Below are 15,975 nucleotides of genomic sequence, written 5' to 3' on the forward strand. Positions count from 1 at the left end.
TGACGGCCTTTGACCCCTGCCAGCGTAGTGCGTCGAGCCCGGTCGCCGCCCCGGCAGCTCAAGTTGTCACATACGCCCCAGCAGTCACAGCGCGGCTCCCGCGAATCCGGCGCCCAATCGCCTAGTCTGCTCAGCAATGCCCCGCTCAAGAGCTCTCGTACGTTCAGCATCATGCCTGGCAGCGGCCGTTTTCATCACGGCCGCCCCGGCAGCTCTGGGCATGCCGGCCGCGCTCGCGGAGCCGAGCCCCGGGCCCAATGCCGGGGCACCCAACTGCCCGTACAAGGTGAACACCCCGCCGGCGGTGGACTCGTCGGAGGTGCCGCAGGCCGGTGACCCGCCCATCCCGCTGGCGGTGCCCCCCAAGCCGGTGGGCGGCGAGGCTCTGGCCGGCTGCGGCATCGTCGCCGCGCCGGATACTCCGGCACTGCCGACCGACGTCTCCGCGGAGGCCTGGCTGGTCGCGGATCTGGACAGCGGCGCGGTGATCGCGGCCAAGGATCCGCATGGCCGCCACCGCCCGGCCAGCATCATCAAGGTGCTGGTCGCGATGGCGTCGCTGAACGCGTTGCCGCTCAACAAGTCGGTGACCGGAACCGCCGACGACGCGTCCGCCGAGGGCACCAAGGTCGGCGTGGACGACGGCGGCGTCTACACCGTCAACCAGCTGCTGCACGGGCTGCTGATGCACTCCGGTAACGACGCGGCGCACGCGCTGGCGATGCAGCTGGGCGGGATGCAGCAGGCAGTGGAGAAGATCAACGTGCTGGCCGCCAAGCTGGGCGGCCGCGACACCCGGGTGGCGACACCGTCGGGTCTGGACGGGCCCGGCATGAGCACCTCGGCCTACGACATCGGCTTGTTCTACCGATACGCCTGGCAGAACCCGACTTTCGCCAATATCGTCGCGACCCGGAGCTTCGACTTCCCCGGCCACGGCGACCACCCGGGCTACGAGCTGGAGAACGACAACCAGCTGCTCTACAAGTACCCGGGCGCGCTGGGCGGCAAGACCGGCTACACCGACGACGCCGGCCAGACCTTCGTGGGCGCGGCGAACCGTGACGGCCGACGGCTGGTGGCGGTATTGATGCACGGCACCCGGCAGCCGATCGCACCCTGGGAGCAGGCGGCGCATCTGCTGGACTACGGCTTCGCCACCGCGCAGGGCACCCAGGTCGGCGCGCTGATCGAACCCGACCCGTCGCTGGCGCCCAAGCAGGACAGCGCCGCGGACCGGCAGAGCAATGGCGCCCAGGCCGCGGGATTGCTGCCGTCGGCCGACGCGTTGCCGGTGCGGGTCGGCGTGGGCATCATCGGCGCCATCGTCGTGTTCTCGTTGATCATGGTCGCGCGTTCGATGAACCGCCGCACCATATAACGATTAGCAGGAAAGTCTCGATGCCTTAGCGCATCGGCGGTGGCATCTAACGGGGTGCTGAGCAGGCAAAACTATCCCCCGATCGGATACGACCGGACGAGTTATATGTCCACCGGTTGGGGGAACGGATTCATATAACGATTGGCCGAAAAGGCTCGATGCTTTAGCGCATTGACGGTAGCGTAAGTCGCTAACGCTACGAAACATCAAATGGTTTTTCGACCCGGTGACAAAGCACGGGGGTAAAGATGGTTTCGGTTACCCGAGTCGTGAAACGAATGTGGTTGCTGCTGGCCGTTATTGCGATCGCCAGCGTCGCGGGGCTCGGAATCTATCGCCTGCACAGCATGTTCGGCGTTCATGGACATCCCGTTGTCAGGGTCAAGGCTGATCTCGATGATCCAGTGTTCGATCCGAAACAAGTGACCTATGAAGTCTTCGGCCCCGCCACGACCGCAAAGATCGCCTATTTGGATCCCGACGCGCGCGTGCAACGTCTGGAAAATATTCCACTGCCGTGGTCGCAAACGCTGTCGACGACGCTGACTTCGGTCACCGTCAACCTTTTGGCGCAAAGCAGCGGCAGCGTGATCGGCTGCCGAATCAAGGTGAACGGCACGACCAAGGACGAGCGATCCGAGACCGGACCGAAAGCCTTGACCTTCTGCCAGGTGAATGCCGGATGAGCCGGGCACCCAAGATAATCCGCCGATTTGCAGTGCCGATCGTCTTGTTGTGGCTGGGGCTCACAGCCGTGCTCAATATCGGCATCCCGCAGCTGGAAGCGGTCGGCAAAGCGCACTCGGTTTCGATGAGCCCCAAGGGTGGCGCGTCGATTCAGGCGCTCAAGCGGGTGGGACAGGTATTCGGCGAATCCGGTACCGATAACGCGGCCACGATAGTGCTGGAAAGCGATAAACCACTCGGCGACGACGCGCACCGTTTCTATAGCGAGCTGTTGCGGCGGCTTTCGGCCGATACCCAGCATGTCGCCCACATCCAGGACTTCTGGAATGACCCGCTGACCGCGGGGGGATCACAAAGTGCGGACGACAAAGCCGCGTATGTCGTGGTCTACCTCGCCGGCAAGAGTGAAACCGCGGCCTACAACGCGGTCTACGCCGTGCGGCATATCGTCGACACCACGCCGGCGCCGCGCGGGCTCAAGGCGTACGTCACCGGCTCGATGGGGCTGATCGCCGATCAATCCGAGGCCGGCGACAAAAGTATCGCCAGGGTCACCCTGATTACCGGGGTGGTGATCGCGGCGATGCTGCTCTTCATCTACCGGTCTTTCGTCACGATGATCCTCGTCATCGCCATGGTCGGGATTGAGCTGGGGGCAATTCGCGGAGTCGTCAGTTTTCTGGTCTATCACGGCGTTTTCGGCCTTTCGACCTTCGCGGTCAATTTGCTCACCCTGCTGGCCATTGCCGCCAGCACGGACTACGCGATATTCCTGCTCGGCCGCTACCACGAGGCCCGCTACGCGGGAAAGGACCGAGAAGCCGCGTACTTTGCCATGTTTCACGGAACCGCCCACGTGATTCTGGGCTCCGGATTGACCATTGCCGGCGCCATGTATTGCCTCAGCTTTGCCCGATTGCCGTACTTCAAGTCACTCGGGCCGCCCTGCGCGGTGGGCATGTTCGTCGCGGTCCTCGCCGCGCTCACGCTGGGACCTGCGGTGCTGACCGTCGCCAGCTCGTTCAAGCTGTTCGACCCCAAGCGGAGAATGGCCACTCGGCGCTGGCGCCGGGTGGGAACCGCCATCGTCCGCTGGCCCGGCCCGGTGCTCGCGGCGACCTGCGCGGTGGCATTCGTCGGCCTGTTGGCCTTGCCGAATTACCGGACAACTTACGATCTGCGCAGATTCGTGCCGGCCAGCATGCCGGCCGTTGTCGGGGATGCGGCCGCGGGTCGGCACTTTTCGCAGGCCTGGCTCAACCCCGATGTGCTACTGCTCGAATCCGACCACGATATGCGGACTCCCGTCGACATGCTGATCTTGGACAAGGTCGCAAAAGCCGTCTTTCACAGCCCCGGAATCTCACAGGTGAAATCGATAACCCGGCCCCTGGGAACGTCTCTCAAACATACGTCGATTCCGTTCATCATGAGCATGCAAGGTGTGTCGCAGGCCGAAAACATGCAATTCATGAAGGACCGCCTGGACGACATGCTGATTCAGGTACAGGCGATGGATGTCTCGATCGAAACGATGAAGCACATGTATCAGCTCATGGGCGAAATCGTCGACAACACAGTCGATATGGATCACCTCACGCATGACATGTCGAACACCACCGATACGATCAGGGATCACCTCGCGGACCTATCGGATTTCCTTCGCCCGGTCGGCAGTTACTTCTACTGGGAGAAGCACTGCTTCGATATCCCCGCCTGCTGGGCGGTCAGATCGATATTCGAAACGTTCGACAACATCGATCAGCTGAGCGAGAAATTGGAGGATCTCGTCAAGGACATGGATGTCCTCATCCGGCTCTTACCGGAGATGCGCGCGCAGATGCTGCCGATGATTTCGACGATGACGATCATGCGCGACATGATGGTCGTCTGGCACGGCACCCTGTTGTCCTTCTACAAAGAGCAGGAGATGAACACCAAAGACCCCGGCGCCATGGGCCGGGTCTTCGACGCCGCTCAGGTCGACGATTCGTTCTATCTGCCGCAGTCGGCCTTTGAAAACCCGGATTTCAAGCGGGGCCTGAAGATGTTCCTGTCGCCGGACGGCAAGGCGGCGCGCTTCATCATCGCCCTGGACGGAGATCCGTCGACGCCCGAGGGCATCTCTCGCGTCGAGCCGATCCAGCTGGCGGCCAAAGAGGCCATCAAGGGCACCCCGTTGCAGGGCGCCGCGATCTCGATGGGCGGCACCGCTTCGACGTACCGGGACATCCAGGAGGGCGCCTTCTACGATCTGCTGATTGCGGGGGTGGCCGCGATCAGTCTCATTCTGATCATCATGATGATCGTCACCCGAAGCCTCATTGCCGCGGCCGTCATCGTCGGGACGGTGCTGCTGTCCCTGGGCTCCTCCTTCGGGCTGTCCGTGCTGCTCTGGCAGGACATTCTCGGCATCGATTTGTACTGGCTGGTATTGGCGATGTCGTTGATCCTGCTCTTGGCCGTGGGATCGGATTACAACCTGTTGCTGATCTCGCGACTCAAAGAGGAAATCGGCGCCGGATTGAATACCGGAATCATCCGCGCGATGGCCGGCACCGGCGGGGTCGTCACGGCCGCCGGGCTGGTGTTCGCCGTCACCATGTCGCTCTTCGTATTCAGCGACCTGCAGATCATCGGTCAAATCGGCACCACCATCGGCCTGGGATTGTTGTTCGACACCCTGATCGTGCGCGCGTTCATGACGCCGTCGATTGCCGCGTTGCTCGGTCGTTGGTTCTGGTGGCCACAACAAGTGCGCCCGCGCCCGGCCAGTCGGATGCTCAGGGCGTCCGGACCCCGTCGTTTGGTGCGTGCCCTGTTGCTACCGCCGCCCGCCGAGAAAACGCCGGAGATAGCGCAGCCCTAGGCGGCCTGCAGGCTCACCGCCGGTGACGCGGTCGCGAAGGACCGGCGCAGCGGAGTGACCGCTGCCCGACGTGTTTCCGACGGCGGAGCGGTCAGCGACGCCAGCGCGGCGCCGATGGCCAGGATCAGCACCACGACGTCGGGCCAAATGGTGGAGTGGTTCTGCGCGATGTTCCCGAGCACCGCCGCCAGTGCCATGGTTTCGACGGCAACCAGCGTCGAGCTCAACGCGATCAGTGTGCCGCGGTGCGACTCCTCGGCGACCACGCTGAGCCACGAGATCGCCGCGGCGAAGACGGCCTGGGCGGCCACCGTCGCCAGCAGGAACACCGTGCCGTACGCCCAGACGTGGGTCCATTGGCCGTAGACTTCGGCCCCCAAGGTCAGCGTGGCGGCGGCGACACTGAGCAGGGCGCTGCCCAGCATCATGCCGCGCACTCCGAACAGGCGATAGACCTTGCGCCACAGCGGCGACCCGAAAACCAGTCCGATGCTGGACAGGATCACCAGCACATGCAGGCTGCGGCTGTGGTGGGCGGTGCGCAGGGCATAGAAGGTGGTGCCCAGGGTGACCGGACCGAACAACAGGCACGCGACCATGTACCGGCGAAACCACGGCTGAGAGCGGGCGATCGCGATGCCCTCCCGGTAGGTGTCCCGCATCGACATCCGGGTGGTGTTCGAGATGGACCGCACCGGCCCGACGAACAGCGCCGCGATGGCCGAGCCCGCCAGCCCGACGGCACCCAGCCACAACAGATCGCGGCGGTACGCCATCTCGTTGCCGTGGGCCAGCATCGGCACCACGAACAGCGTGACAACGGTGGCCAGCACCGATCCGATGGCACTCTGGAACAGGAACAGCTCGCCGCGGCGCGCCCCGGACAGCTTGCTGGAAACCATATCGGGGTAGGCGACGCCGGCGATCCCCAGCAGAACTCCCGCTGCCGCGCAGGTCAGCAAGAAAACCACTGCGGTGAGGGTGCCGTGCCAGGGAATCATCGCGTCGCACAAGGTCAGGGCGGCCACGCTGGCCGCGATCACGGCCAGCAGCCGGTGCCGCATCTGGCCCACTCGCTGCAGCACCAGTGGAGACACCGAGTTTCCGACGATATCGCCGAGGCAGAAGGCCGGAAAGAGCAGCGCGGCCACCCAGGTCAGACCCTGGTGCGCGCAGATCAACGGCAGTATCACGGTGCCATTGCTGAGTTGCATGCCCGCCGTGTAGAAGGTGCCCTGCGAAAGCAGTCGCCCGAACACGCGCGGTTGTGCCGGGGCGGTGGGCACCAGCGTGACGGACATAACAAAAGAATCTATGGATGGTGACGGGTCAATAACATCCGCCGATCGGACACCTCGGGTGGAATTGCGTTGTCCACCGATCGGGGGACAAGGCGCGGCACCGTTGACCGCCAATGTTTGCTGTGGCACCGTCTTGCGGATGACTGATGCCCTGTACGAGGACTCCGGCCTTCGGCTCGACGAGGACGGAATCACCATCCGGCGCTACTACTTCCCGTTGGCGGGGCCCAAGCGGATCGCCTACGGCGAGATCCGCGGCATCAAGACCGAGCAGATGACCTTCGCGTCCGGCGGAGGCAGGATCTGGGGAGCCACGGATCCGCGCTACTGGTTCCCGCTGGACATCCGCCGGAGCCGCAAAAAGACCCTGCTGGTGCTCGACGTGGGGGCGCGGGTCAAGCCGTGCATCACCCCCGACGACCCCGACCGCGTCATCGAATTGCTCCGCGATCGGGTATCGACCACTTGAGGGGTCCGCGTATTGGGCTCACCGGCGCCAGTGTCGGTCTCATTTACGGTTACGACCTGTCCATCATCGCCGGCGCGCAGCTGTTCGTCACCGAAGATTTCGCACTCACCACATCTCAACAAGAACTGCTGACGACGATGGCGGTGATCGGCCAGATCGGCGGAGCCCTGGGTGCCGGGGTGCTCGCCAATGCGATCGGCCGGAAAAAATCGATCGTGCTGATCCTGGTCGCGTACGCGACGTTCGCGCTGCTGGGTGCGTTCTCGGCGTCATTGCCAATGCTGCTGGCGGCGCGACTACTGCTGGGTGTGACCATCGGTGTGATGGTGGTGGTCGTCCCGGTGTACATCGCGGAATCGGCTCCGGCGGCGGTGCGCGGCGCGTTGCTGACGACCTATCAGCTGGCGATCGTCAGCGGCCTGATCGTCGGGTACCTCGCCGGGTACCTGTTGGCCGGCAGCCACAGCTGGCGCTGGATGCTCGGGCTGGCCGCCGCGCCGGTGCTGCTGTTGCTGCCGTTGGTGATTCGGCTGCCCGACACGGCTCGGTGGTACCTGCTCAAAGGGCGCGTCGACGATGCGCGGCGCGCGCTGCTGCGCGTGGAGCCCGCCGCGAACGCCGACGAAGAACTTGCCGAGATTCACCGCGCGCTGGGCGAAGGTGGTGGCGGCATCTCCGAGATGCTGCGACCGCCGTATCTGCGGGCCACCCTGTTCGTGATTGCGCTCGGCTTCCTGCTCCAGATCACCGGCATCAACGCGATCATCTACTACAGCCCCCGAATATTCGAAGCCATCGGATTCACCGGCAATTTCGCGCTGTTGGGCCTGCCGGCCCTGGTCCAGGTCGCCGGTTTGGCAGCGGTGGGCGCGGCGTTGACGCTCGTTGATCGAGTCGGCAGGCGCCCAATCCTGTTGTGCGGCATCGCCATGATGATCGTCGCCGACATCGTGCTGACCGCGGTGTTCGCCCGCGGGCCGGGCGGCGCAATACTCGGGTTCGCCGGCATCCTGTTGTTCATCGTCGGCTACACGCTGGGTTTTGGCTCCCTGGGCTGGGTGTACGCCAGCGAGAGCTTCCCCACCCGGCTGCGGTCCATCGGGTCCAGCGTCATGCTGACCTCCAACCTGATTGCCAACGCGATCGTCGCGGCGGTCTTCCTGACCATGCTGCATTCCCTTGGCGGCGCAGGGACTTTCGCGGTGTTCGGGGTCTTGGCCGTCGTGGCGTTCGGCTTCGTGTACCGGTATGCACCGGAGACCAAGGGACGCCCGCTCGAGGACATCCGGCACTTCTGGGAAAACGGCGGCCGCTGGGAAGACCCGTGCCCCTGATCCGCGCGGGCACCGTCATCCTCGACGACCAGGTCTGCCGGCCGGGATGGCTACAGATCGCCGGTGCACAGATTCTCGCCTGCGGGGCGGGTGACCCGCCCGCGCAACCCGACCGGGACTTCCCGGATTCCCTGGTGGTGCCCGGGTTTATCGACATGCATGTGCACGGTGGCGGCGGCGCCTCTTACCTGGCCGCCGAACAGATCGCCGAGGCGGCGCAGTTCCACCGGCGGCACGGCACCACCACGACACTGGCCAGTCTGGTCACCGCCGCACCCGGCACGCTGATCGCGGGCGTGCGCGCGCTGGCCGACGCCACCCGATCCGGCACCGTCGCGGGCATCCACCTGGAGGGGCCGTGGCTGTCCACGGCACGTTGCGGAGCACACGATCCGACCCAGATGCGCGATCCCGAACCCGCCGAGATCGACGACGTCCTGGCCGCCGGCGAGGGCACGATCCGGATGGTCACGCTGGCACCGGAGCGACCCGGCAGCAGCGAGGCGATCCGGCGCTTTCTGGACGCGGGTGTCGTTGTCGCCGTTGGGCATACCGATGCGACCTATGAGCGAACCCAGCAGGCGATCGCCCTGGGTGCCACGGTCGGCACGCATCTGTTCAACGCGATGCCGCCCCTGCACCATCGTGAGCCCGGACCGGCACTCGCGCTGCTGGAAAGCCCCGACGTGACCGTCGAGCTGATCCCCGACGGCGTGCACGTACACCCCGCCGCGGTGCACGCGGTCGTCCGGGCGGCCGGGCCCGACCGGGTCGCCGTGATCACCGACGCCATCGCCGCGGCCGGATGTGAGGACGGCGCCTACCAGCTCGGCGCGGTGCACATCGACGTGGAGTCGGGGGTAGCCCGGGTGCACGCGACGTCGACGATCGCCGGCAGCACCGCCACGATGGATCAGCTGTTCCGCACGGTTTCGCGGCTCGGCCCGAACGCCGATGCCGCACTGGTCGCCGCGGTCCAGATGACCTCGGGGACACCAGCGCGGGCGCTGGGCCTACAGCGGGTGGGCGTGCTGCAGGCCGGCTACGACGCCAATCTCGTTGTGCTGGACCGTGAATTGCGGGTCACGGCCGTGATGGCGCAGGGCGCCTGGCGCTAACGCAGCCAGCGGGTCAGCCGGGAAAAGGCAAGCGCGCCAACGGCTCCCATCGCCATAGCGGTCAGCGTCTGCCGGGTGCTGATTCCCTCGTCCAGCAGCACCCGCGGAGCGATGATCGCGGGCGCCGGAGGCGGGGCGTACTTGCTGCGCGGATCATTGAAAAGCGTGGCGGCCCAGGCGGTGGCGAAGAGCACGAGATACCCGGTGACGTAGGCGAACACCATCAGGCCCAGCACCGGCCCGAACGTCGCACCGGCCGGACTGCGCAGCACCACCCGCAGGTATATCGAGGCCACCTGCTTGAACAGCTCGAAGCCGATCGCCGCGAGCAAGCCGGCCCGTGCCGAGGCGACGAGGCTGACCTTGTGTCGCGGCAACCGGCCGATCATCCAGGTGAACAGCATCCACGAAACAACCAGCGACACCAGTATCGAAAGGCCCCGGAAGAGCTCGCCGAAGATCGAGAAATCCGGTACGCCAGCCCATTTCAGGACCGCGCGCATCGGTGCCGCGTGCCCGAGCGCGGTGAGCACGAGGGTGGCGAGGATGACCACGAACGTCCCCAGCATCGCAACCAGATCGGACAACTTTTCGCGCACGAAGCCCGCCGACTGCAGTGGTTCGTCCCACCACATCTCGGTCACCGCCGCGCGCATATGCGACATCCAGCCAAGCCCGGCCCACGCCGAGGCGGCCAGCCCGATGACACCGACCGACGTGCGCGCGTTGATCGCCGAATTCATCAAGTCCACCAGCTGCTGGCCGAGCGCGCCCGAGACCGCGTCGCGGATGTGGTCGTCGATGTTGGCGAGCAGCTTAGGATCCTGGGCCAGCATGAAACCGACGACCGCGAAACTGACCATCAGCAAAGGGAATAGCGCGAAGATCGTGTAATACGTCAGGCCGGCCGCCAGGAAGCCGCCGTTGCGCTCGTCGAAATGCTTGTAGGCGCGCAGCACGTGGTCGAGCCATCCGAACCGGGCCCGCAACCTGTCGAGGATCCCTGGCTTGGCCGGCTCGTCCATGATGAACGCACTACCTCCGTTGCGGAAGAAACCCCAGCCGATCGTAGACCCGCTGGACCGTTTTTCCGGCCACCTGGTCGGCGCGCTCGGCGCCGGCCGCCAGCACGGTCTCCAATTCGGCCAGATCCGCAGTCAATTCGTCGACCCGGGCCTTGATCGGGGCGACGAATTCGACGACGGCTTCGGCGGTCTCCTTCTTCAGATCGCCGTAGCCCCGCCCGGAGTAGCCGTCGACGAGCTTGGCGATGTCGACCCCGGTGACCGCCGATTGGATGGTCAGCAGGTTCGATACGCCGGGCTTGGCCTCGGTGTCAAAGCGGATCTCGCGCTCGCTGTCGGTCACGGCCGAGCGAATCTTCTTGGCGGACAACGCCGGATCGTCGAGCAGGTTGATCAAGCCGGTATCGGTGGCCGCCGATTTGCTCATCTTCGACGTCGGGTCGGCCAGATCGTAGATTTTGGCGGTGGCCTTCGGAATGAACATGTCCGGGACGACGAACGTGCCCGGGAAGCGGCTGTTGAACCGCTCCGCGATGTCGCGGGCCAGCTCGAGGTGCTGGCGCTGGTCCTCACCGACGGGCACCAGATCGGTGTCGTAGGCCAGCACGTCGGCGGCCTGCAGCACCGGATAGGTGAACAGCCCGACGGTGGTCGAGTCGGTGCCCTGGCGCTGCGACTTGTCCTTGAACTGCGTCATCCGCGACGCCTGCCCGAAGCCGGTGAAGCAGCCCAGCACCCACGCCAACTGAGTGTGGGCGGGCACATGGCTTTGCACGAAGACGGTGCTGCGGGCCGGATCGATCCCCAGCGCCAGGTACTGGGCGGCGGTGACCAGGGTCCGGCGTCGCAACGCCTCGGGGTCCTGCGCGACGGTGATCGCGTGCAGATCGACCACGCAGAAGAAGGCGTCGTGGTCGTCCTGCAGCGCAACCCACTGGGTGACCGCGCCCAGGGCGTTGCCGAGGTGAAGCGAATCAGATGTGGGCTGCACGCCGGAGAAAATCCGGCTGGGTCCGGTAGCGGTGCTCATGATGTCCCGATCTTTTCACGCGCGGCTTTACGCGCGCGGCCCGCGGCCCGTGCGCGTTTCGGTACCGGCGGTACTGGGTAAAGTCGAGGGCATGACCTCTCGTGCGCCGATTCAGCTCGGTTCCGGAGAGCCGGTGCTGCTGCTACACGGCTTCCTGATGTCGCAGACGGTGTGGGAGCCGGTGGCGCCACAGCTGGCCGATACCGGCCGCTTCGAGGTGTTCGCCCCGACGATGGCCGGGCACAATGGCGGACCGTACGCCGGCACCTGGCTGCTGAGCTCGTCGGTGCTGGCCGACCACATCGAGCGCCAGCTCGACGAGCTGGGCTGGGACTCCGCCCACATCGTCGGCAACTCGCTGGGCGGCTGGGTGGCCTTCGAGCTCGAGCGTCGGGGCCGGGCCCGCAGCGTCACCGGCATCGGTGCCGCCGGCGGCTGGACCCGCTGGAGCCCGGTCAAATTCGAGGTCATCGGCAAGTTCATCGCCGGCATGCCGATGTTGGCGCTGGCCCGCCTGTTCGGCGCGCGCACGCTGCAGCTGCCGCTGAGCCGCCGGCTGGCCACCCTGCCGCTGACGGCATCGCCGGACGGGATCAGCGAGCGCCAGCTGTCCGTCGTCGTCGATGACGCCGCGCACTGCCCGGCCTACTTCCAGCTGCTCGCCAAATCGCTGACCGATCCCGGTCTGCTGAAGTTGGCCAATACCGCGGTGCCGGTTCAGCTGGTGCTCTGCGAGAAGGATCGCGTGGTGCCCGCGAGCAGGTTCAACCGGCATTTCACCGAATTCCTACCCAGCGGAACGCGGATCACCGAGCTCGAGGGCGTCGGTCACGTGCCGATGTTCGAGGCGCCGGACCGTGTCGCCGAGGTCATCTCCGGATTCATCGACGACTGCACCCGCCCGGCTCGGGTCGTCGAGCCGCCGGCTAGCTAAGCCGCCGAGCTACGCGTCCACCCCGCGCTGTGTGTGAAACCTGGGCGGTCAGTGTGCAACCAGGTTGTCCTGAGTTCCCACTCGACGTTAGCTGACCAGCGCCTTCGCCAGATTTTCGGCGATCGAGCCGAGGAACTCCTCGCTCTGCTGCCACTTCTGATCGGGTCCGATCAAAATGGCGAGGTCCTTGGTCATCTTCCCGCTCTCGACCGTGGCGATGACGACCTCTTCCAGTAGCTGGGCGAAGTCGATGACCGCGGGCGTGTTGTCCAGCTTGCCGCGGTGCTGCAATCCCCGGGTCCAGGCGAAGATCGAGGCGATCGGGTTCGTCGACGTCGGCTTACCGGCCTGGTACTGCCGGTAGTGCCGGGTGACGGTGCCGTGCGCGGCCTCGGCCTCGACGGTCTTGCCGTCGGCCGTCATCAGCACCGAGGTCATCAGTCCCAGTGAGCCGTAACCCTGCGCGACGGTGTCCGACTGGACGTCACCGTCGTAGTTCTTACAGGCCCAGACGTAGCCGCCGTCCCACTTCAGGCAGGCGGCCACCATGTCGTCGATCAGCCGGTGCTCGTAGGTCAGACCCTCGGCAACGAAGCGCTCCTTGAACTCCTCGTCGTAGATGCGCTGGAATTCGTCCTTGAACATGCCGTCGTAGGCCTTGAGGATGGTGTTCTTGGTGGACAGGTACACCGGCCATTTGGCGTTGAGCCCGTAGGCGAACGAGGCCCGCGCGAAATCGCGGATGGAGTCCTTGAAGTTGTACATCCCCATCACCACGCCGCCGTCCTCGGGCATGGACACCATCTCGTGCACGATCGGCTCGCTGCCGTCGTCGGGCGTGAAAGTTATTGCGACAGTGCCGGGCTTCTCGACCTTGAAGTTGGTCGACCGGTACTGGTCGCCGAAGGCGTGCCGGCCGATGACGATCGGTTTGGTCCAGCCCGGAACCAGCCGGGGCACGTTCGAGATCACAATTGGCTCGCGGAAGATGGTGCCGCCCAGGATGTTTCGGATAGTCCCGTTCGGCGAGAGCCACATCTTTTTCAGGTTGAACTCTGCGACGCGTGCCTCGTCGGGGGTGATCGTCGCGCACTTGACGCCCACACCGTGCTTCTTGATGGCATACGCCGCGTCGATCGTCACCTGGTCGTCGGTGCGGTCGCGGTGCTCGATGCCCAGGTCGTAGTAGTCCAGGTTGATGTCGAGGTGCGGCAGGATCAGCAGGTCCTTGATCAGCTTCCAGATGACCCGGGTCATCTCGTCACCGTCGAGTTCGACAACGGGTCCTTTGACTTTGATCTTGGGTTCGTTCGACATCCCAGACCGACCCTCCTCGCGACGTTAGTCCTGCGAAGCCGCCAACGCTTTGTTGAACTTCTTGCTCGGCCGCATCACTGCAGTCGTCTTCTCGCTGTCGGGCTGATAGTAGCCGCCGATGTCGACCGTCTCGCCCTGAACCTGGACCATATCGGCCACGATGACGTCCTCGTTCTTGCTCAACGAATAGGCCAGCGCTGCGAAGTGCTTTTGCAGCTCTTTGTCGTCGGTTTGCGCGGCGAGTTCCTGGGCCCAGTACAGCGCCAGGTAGAACTGGCTGCCGCGGTTGTCGAGTTCACCGGTCTTGCGCGACGGACTCTTGTTGTTGTCCAACAGCTTTCCGATCGCGGCATCCAGCGTCTTGGCCAGGATCTTGGCGCGCTCGTTGTCGGTCTTGATGCCGAGGTCTTCGAAACATGCACCCAGAGCCAGGTATTCACCGAGGGAATCCCAGCGCAGGTGGTTCTCCTCCACCAGCTGGTGGACGTGCTTGGGCGCCGAGCCGCCCGCTCCGGTCTCGTACATTCCCCCGCCGGCCATCAGCGGCACGATGGACAGCATCTTGGCGCTGGTGCCCAGCTCCAGGATCGGGAACAGGTCGGTGAGGTAGTCGCGCAGGATGTTTCCGGTCGCGGCGATGGTGTCCTGACCGCGCATCGCGCGCTCGATCGTGTGCCGCATGGCGCGTTCCTGCGACATGATCGAGATGTCGAGGCCCTCGGTGTCGTGGTCGGCCAGGTAAGTGTTGACCTTCTTGCGCAATTCGTTCTCGTGCGGACGCTCCTGGTCCAGCCAGAACACCACCGGCATGCCCGAGTTTCGCGCCCGGGTGACGGCCAGTTTGACCCAGTCGCGAATCGGTTCGTCCCGAACGATGGGCATGCGCCAGATGTCGCCGGCCTCCACGTCTTGCGTCAGCAGCACGTCGCCGGTGTCGAGGTCGACGATCTTGGCGACGCCGTCCGCGGGGACCTCGAACGTCTTGTCATGCGAGCCGTACTCTTCGGCCTGCTGCGCCATCAGTCCGACGTTGGGGACGGTGCCCATCGTGGTCGGATCGAAGGCCCCGTGGGTCTTACAGAAGTTGATGATCTCTTGGTAGATGCGGGCGAAGGTCGACTCGGGGTTGACGGCCTTGGTGTCCTTCTGCCGCCCGTCGGCGCCGTACATCTTGCCGCCGGCGCGGATCATCGCCGGCATTGACGCATCCACGATCACGTCGCTGGGCGAGTGAAAGTTGCTGATGCCCTTGGCCGAATCGACCATGGCCAGCTCGGGGCGGTGTTCGTGGCAGGCGTGCAGGTCGCGGATGATCTCGTCGTGCTGCGTCGCGGGCAGCGACTCGATCTTGTTGTAGAGGTCCACCAATCCGTTGTTGACGTTCACGCCGAGTTCGTCGAACAGCTCCTGATGCTTGTCGAAGGCGTCCTTGTAGAAGACCTTCACGGCGTGGCCGAAGACGATGGGGTGGGAGACCTTCATCATCGTCGCCTTGACGTGCAGCGAGAACATCACGCCGGTCTTGTAAGCGTCCTCGATCTCCGCTTCGTAGAACTCGCAGAGCGCCTTCTTGCTCATGAACATGCTGTCGATGATGTCGCCGTCGCGCAGCGACACCGTGGGCTTGAGCACGATCTTCTTGCCGCCCTTGGTCTCCAGCTCCATCTTCACGCTGCGCCCGCGATCCAGCGTCATCGACTTCTCGCCGTGGTAGAAGTCGCCGTGCTTCATGGTCGCGACATGGGTGCGCGACGCCTGCGACCACTCCCCCATGCTGTGCGGGTGTTTGCGCGCGTACTCCTTGACCGCGTTGGGGGCGCGACGGTCCGAGTTGCCTTGGCGCAGCACCGGGTTGACCGCGCTACCAAGGCATTTCGAATAGCGGTCGCGAATTTCCTTGTCCTCGTCGGTCTTCGGGCTCTGCGGATAGTCCGGAATCTTGTATCCCTTGCCCTGCAGCTCCTTGATTGCAGCACACAGCTGAGGCACCGAGGCGCTGATGTTCGGCAACTTGATGATGTTGGTGTCGGGCAGCTTCGTCAGCCGACCCAGCTCCGCCAGGTTGTCCGGCACCCGCTGCTCTTCGGTCAGGTGCTCGGGGAATTCGGCGAGGATCCGAGCGGCCAACGAGATGTCGCTGGTCTTGATCTCGATGCCTGCCGGCTCGGCGAAGGCCCGCACGATCGGCAGGAACGCGTAGGTCGCCAGCAGCGGCGCCTCATCGGTCAGCGTGTAAATGACGGTCGGCTTTTCGGCGCTCACGGACGGTCCCTCTCCCGATCAGATTTTGGGGGGCTCAGCGTTGTCATTGCCACGTTATCAAGGGCGTTTGGGCATGTGTCGACCTGCCATTGGCATCCAGTCGGCACAGTAAGATAATCTTTCTATTGGTCATGAGTGCCAGCACTAAGCCCCGGCTTGCTGGCCGGCAACCCTCCAACCGCGGTGGGGTGCTCCGGGTGAGGACCAGGTTGAGTAGCCACAACCGGCTATCCGGCAAGCGCGGGTCC

At 64.9% G+C, this 15,975-nt stretch carries 12 protein-coding genes and 1 riboswitch; of the genes, 7 read left to right on the forward strand and 5 right to left on the reverse strand.

The features are described 5' to 3' along the window. Positions 1-136 precede the first annotated feature (136 nt). The 3 genes from LMQ14_RS22200 (at position 137) to LMQ14_RS22210 (ending at position 4,937) form a co-directional block, all read left to right on the forward strand. Positions 137-1,381: a D-alanyl-D-alanine carboxypeptidase family protein gene (locus LMQ14_RS22200; RefSeq protein ID WP_267731722.1), complete on the forward strand. Its 1,245-nt coding sequence runs from the start codon at positions 137-139 to the stop codon at positions 1,379-1,381. Positions 1,382-1,629: 248 nt separating this feature from the next. Further along, entirely contained in the window at positions 1,630-2,067 is a 438-nt protein-coding gene (locus LMQ14_RS22205) for an MmpS family transport accessory protein (protein WP_267731723.1), read from the forward strand. After that, positions 2,064-4,937 carry an RND family transporter gene (locus tag LMQ14_RS22210; RefSeq protein ID WP_267731724.1) on the forward strand — a complete coding sequence of 958 codons (2,874 nt, stop codon included), beginning with the start codon at positions 2,064-2,066 and terminating at the stop codon, positions 4,935-4,937. Before LMQ14_RS22205 ends, LMQ14_RS22210 begins: the two co-directional genes overlap by 4 nt. Here the strand turns inward: LMQ14_RS22210 and LMQ14_RS22215 are convergent. Next, positions 4,934-6,238: an MFS transporter gene (locus LMQ14_RS22215; protein ID WP_267731725.1), complete on the reverse strand. Its 1,305-nt coding sequence runs from the start codon at positions 6,236-6,238 to the stop codon at positions 4,934-4,936. The genes LMQ14_RS22210 and LMQ14_RS22215 overlap by 4 nt on opposite strands. A 139-nt stretch (positions 6,239-6,377) precedes the next feature. Here LMQ14_RS22215 and LMQ14_RS22220 point away from each other — a divergent pair, with 139 nt between their 5' ends. Genes LMQ14_RS22220 through nagA form a run of 3 tightly spaced genes read left to right on the forward strand, consistent with a single transcriptional unit; the run spans position 6,378 to position 9,159 of the window. Next, positions 6,378-6,707: a hypothetical protein gene (locus tag LMQ14_RS22220; RefSeq protein ID WP_267731726.1), complete on the forward strand. Its 330-nt coding sequence runs from the start codon at positions 6,378-6,380 to the stop codon at positions 6,705-6,707. Beyond that, positions 6,677-8,041 carry a sugar porter family MFS transporter gene (locus tag LMQ14_RS22225; protein ID WP_420714710.1) on the forward strand — a complete coding sequence of 455 codons (1,365 nt, stop codon included), beginning with the start codon at positions 6,677-6,679 and terminating at the stop codon, positions 8,039-8,041. Before LMQ14_RS22220 ends, LMQ14_RS22225 begins: the two co-directional genes overlap by 31 nt. After that, positions 8,032-9,159, forward strand: coding sequence for an N-acetylglucosamine-6-phosphate deacetylase (gene nagA, locus LMQ14_RS22230; protein WP_267731728.1), 1,128 nt, complete (start codon positions 8,032-8,034; stop codon positions 9,157-9,159). Before LMQ14_RS22225 ends, nagA begins: the two co-directional genes overlap by 10 nt. Here nagA and yhjD read toward each other — a convergent pair. Further along, positions 9,156-10,184 carry an inner membrane protein YhjD gene (gene yhjD / locus LMQ14_RS22235; RefSeq protein ID WP_267731729.1) on the reverse strand — a complete coding sequence of 343 codons (1,029 nt, stop codon included), beginning with the start codon at positions 10,182-10,184 and terminating at the stop codon, positions 9,156-9,158. The genes nagA and yhjD overlap by 4 nt on opposite strands. Positions 10,185-10,194: 10 nt before the next feature. Next, positions 10,195-11,214, reverse strand: a complete 1,020-nt coding sequence (gene trpS / locus LMQ14_RS22240; RefSeq protein ID WP_267731730.1) for a tryptophan--tRNA ligase — start codon at positions 11,212-11,214, stop codon at positions 10,195-10,197. A gap of 136 nt (positions 11,215-11,350) precedes the next feature. On the opposite strand from trpS, the gene LMQ14_RS22245 reads away from it, so the two are divergent. Beyond that, complete coding sequence (locus LMQ14_RS22245; protein WP_267735635.1) at positions 11,351-12,148, forward strand: alpha/beta fold hydrolase; 798 nt, start codon at positions 11,351-11,353, stop codon at positions 12,146-12,148. A gap of 87 nt (positions 12,149-12,235) precedes the next feature. Here LMQ14_RS22245 and LMQ14_RS22250 read toward each other — a convergent pair whose 3' ends face one another. Continuing rightward, positions 12,236-13,465, reverse strand: coding sequence for an NADP-dependent isocitrate dehydrogenase (locus LMQ14_RS22250; RefSeq protein ID WP_267731731.1), 1,230 nt, complete (start codon positions 13,463-13,465; stop codon positions 12,236-12,238). 24 nt (positions 13,466-13,489) lie between these two features. Then, positions 13,490-15,727 (reverse strand): NADP-dependent isocitrate dehydrogenase, encoded by a 2,238-nt coding sequence (locus tag LMQ14_RS22255; RefSeq protein WP_267731732.1) that lies wholly within the window; start codon positions 15,725-15,727, stop codon positions 13,490-13,492. A gap of 127 nt (positions 15,728-15,854) precedes the next feature. Next, positions 15,855-15,974: riboswitch (SAM riboswitch) on the forward strand. Position 15,975 lies beyond the last annotated feature (1 nt).

This window comes from Mycobacterium sp. Aquia_213, assembly GCF_026625985.1.
Taxonomy (GTDB): Bacteria; Actinomycetota; Actinomycetes; order Mycobacteriales; family Mycobacteriaceae; genus Mycobacterium.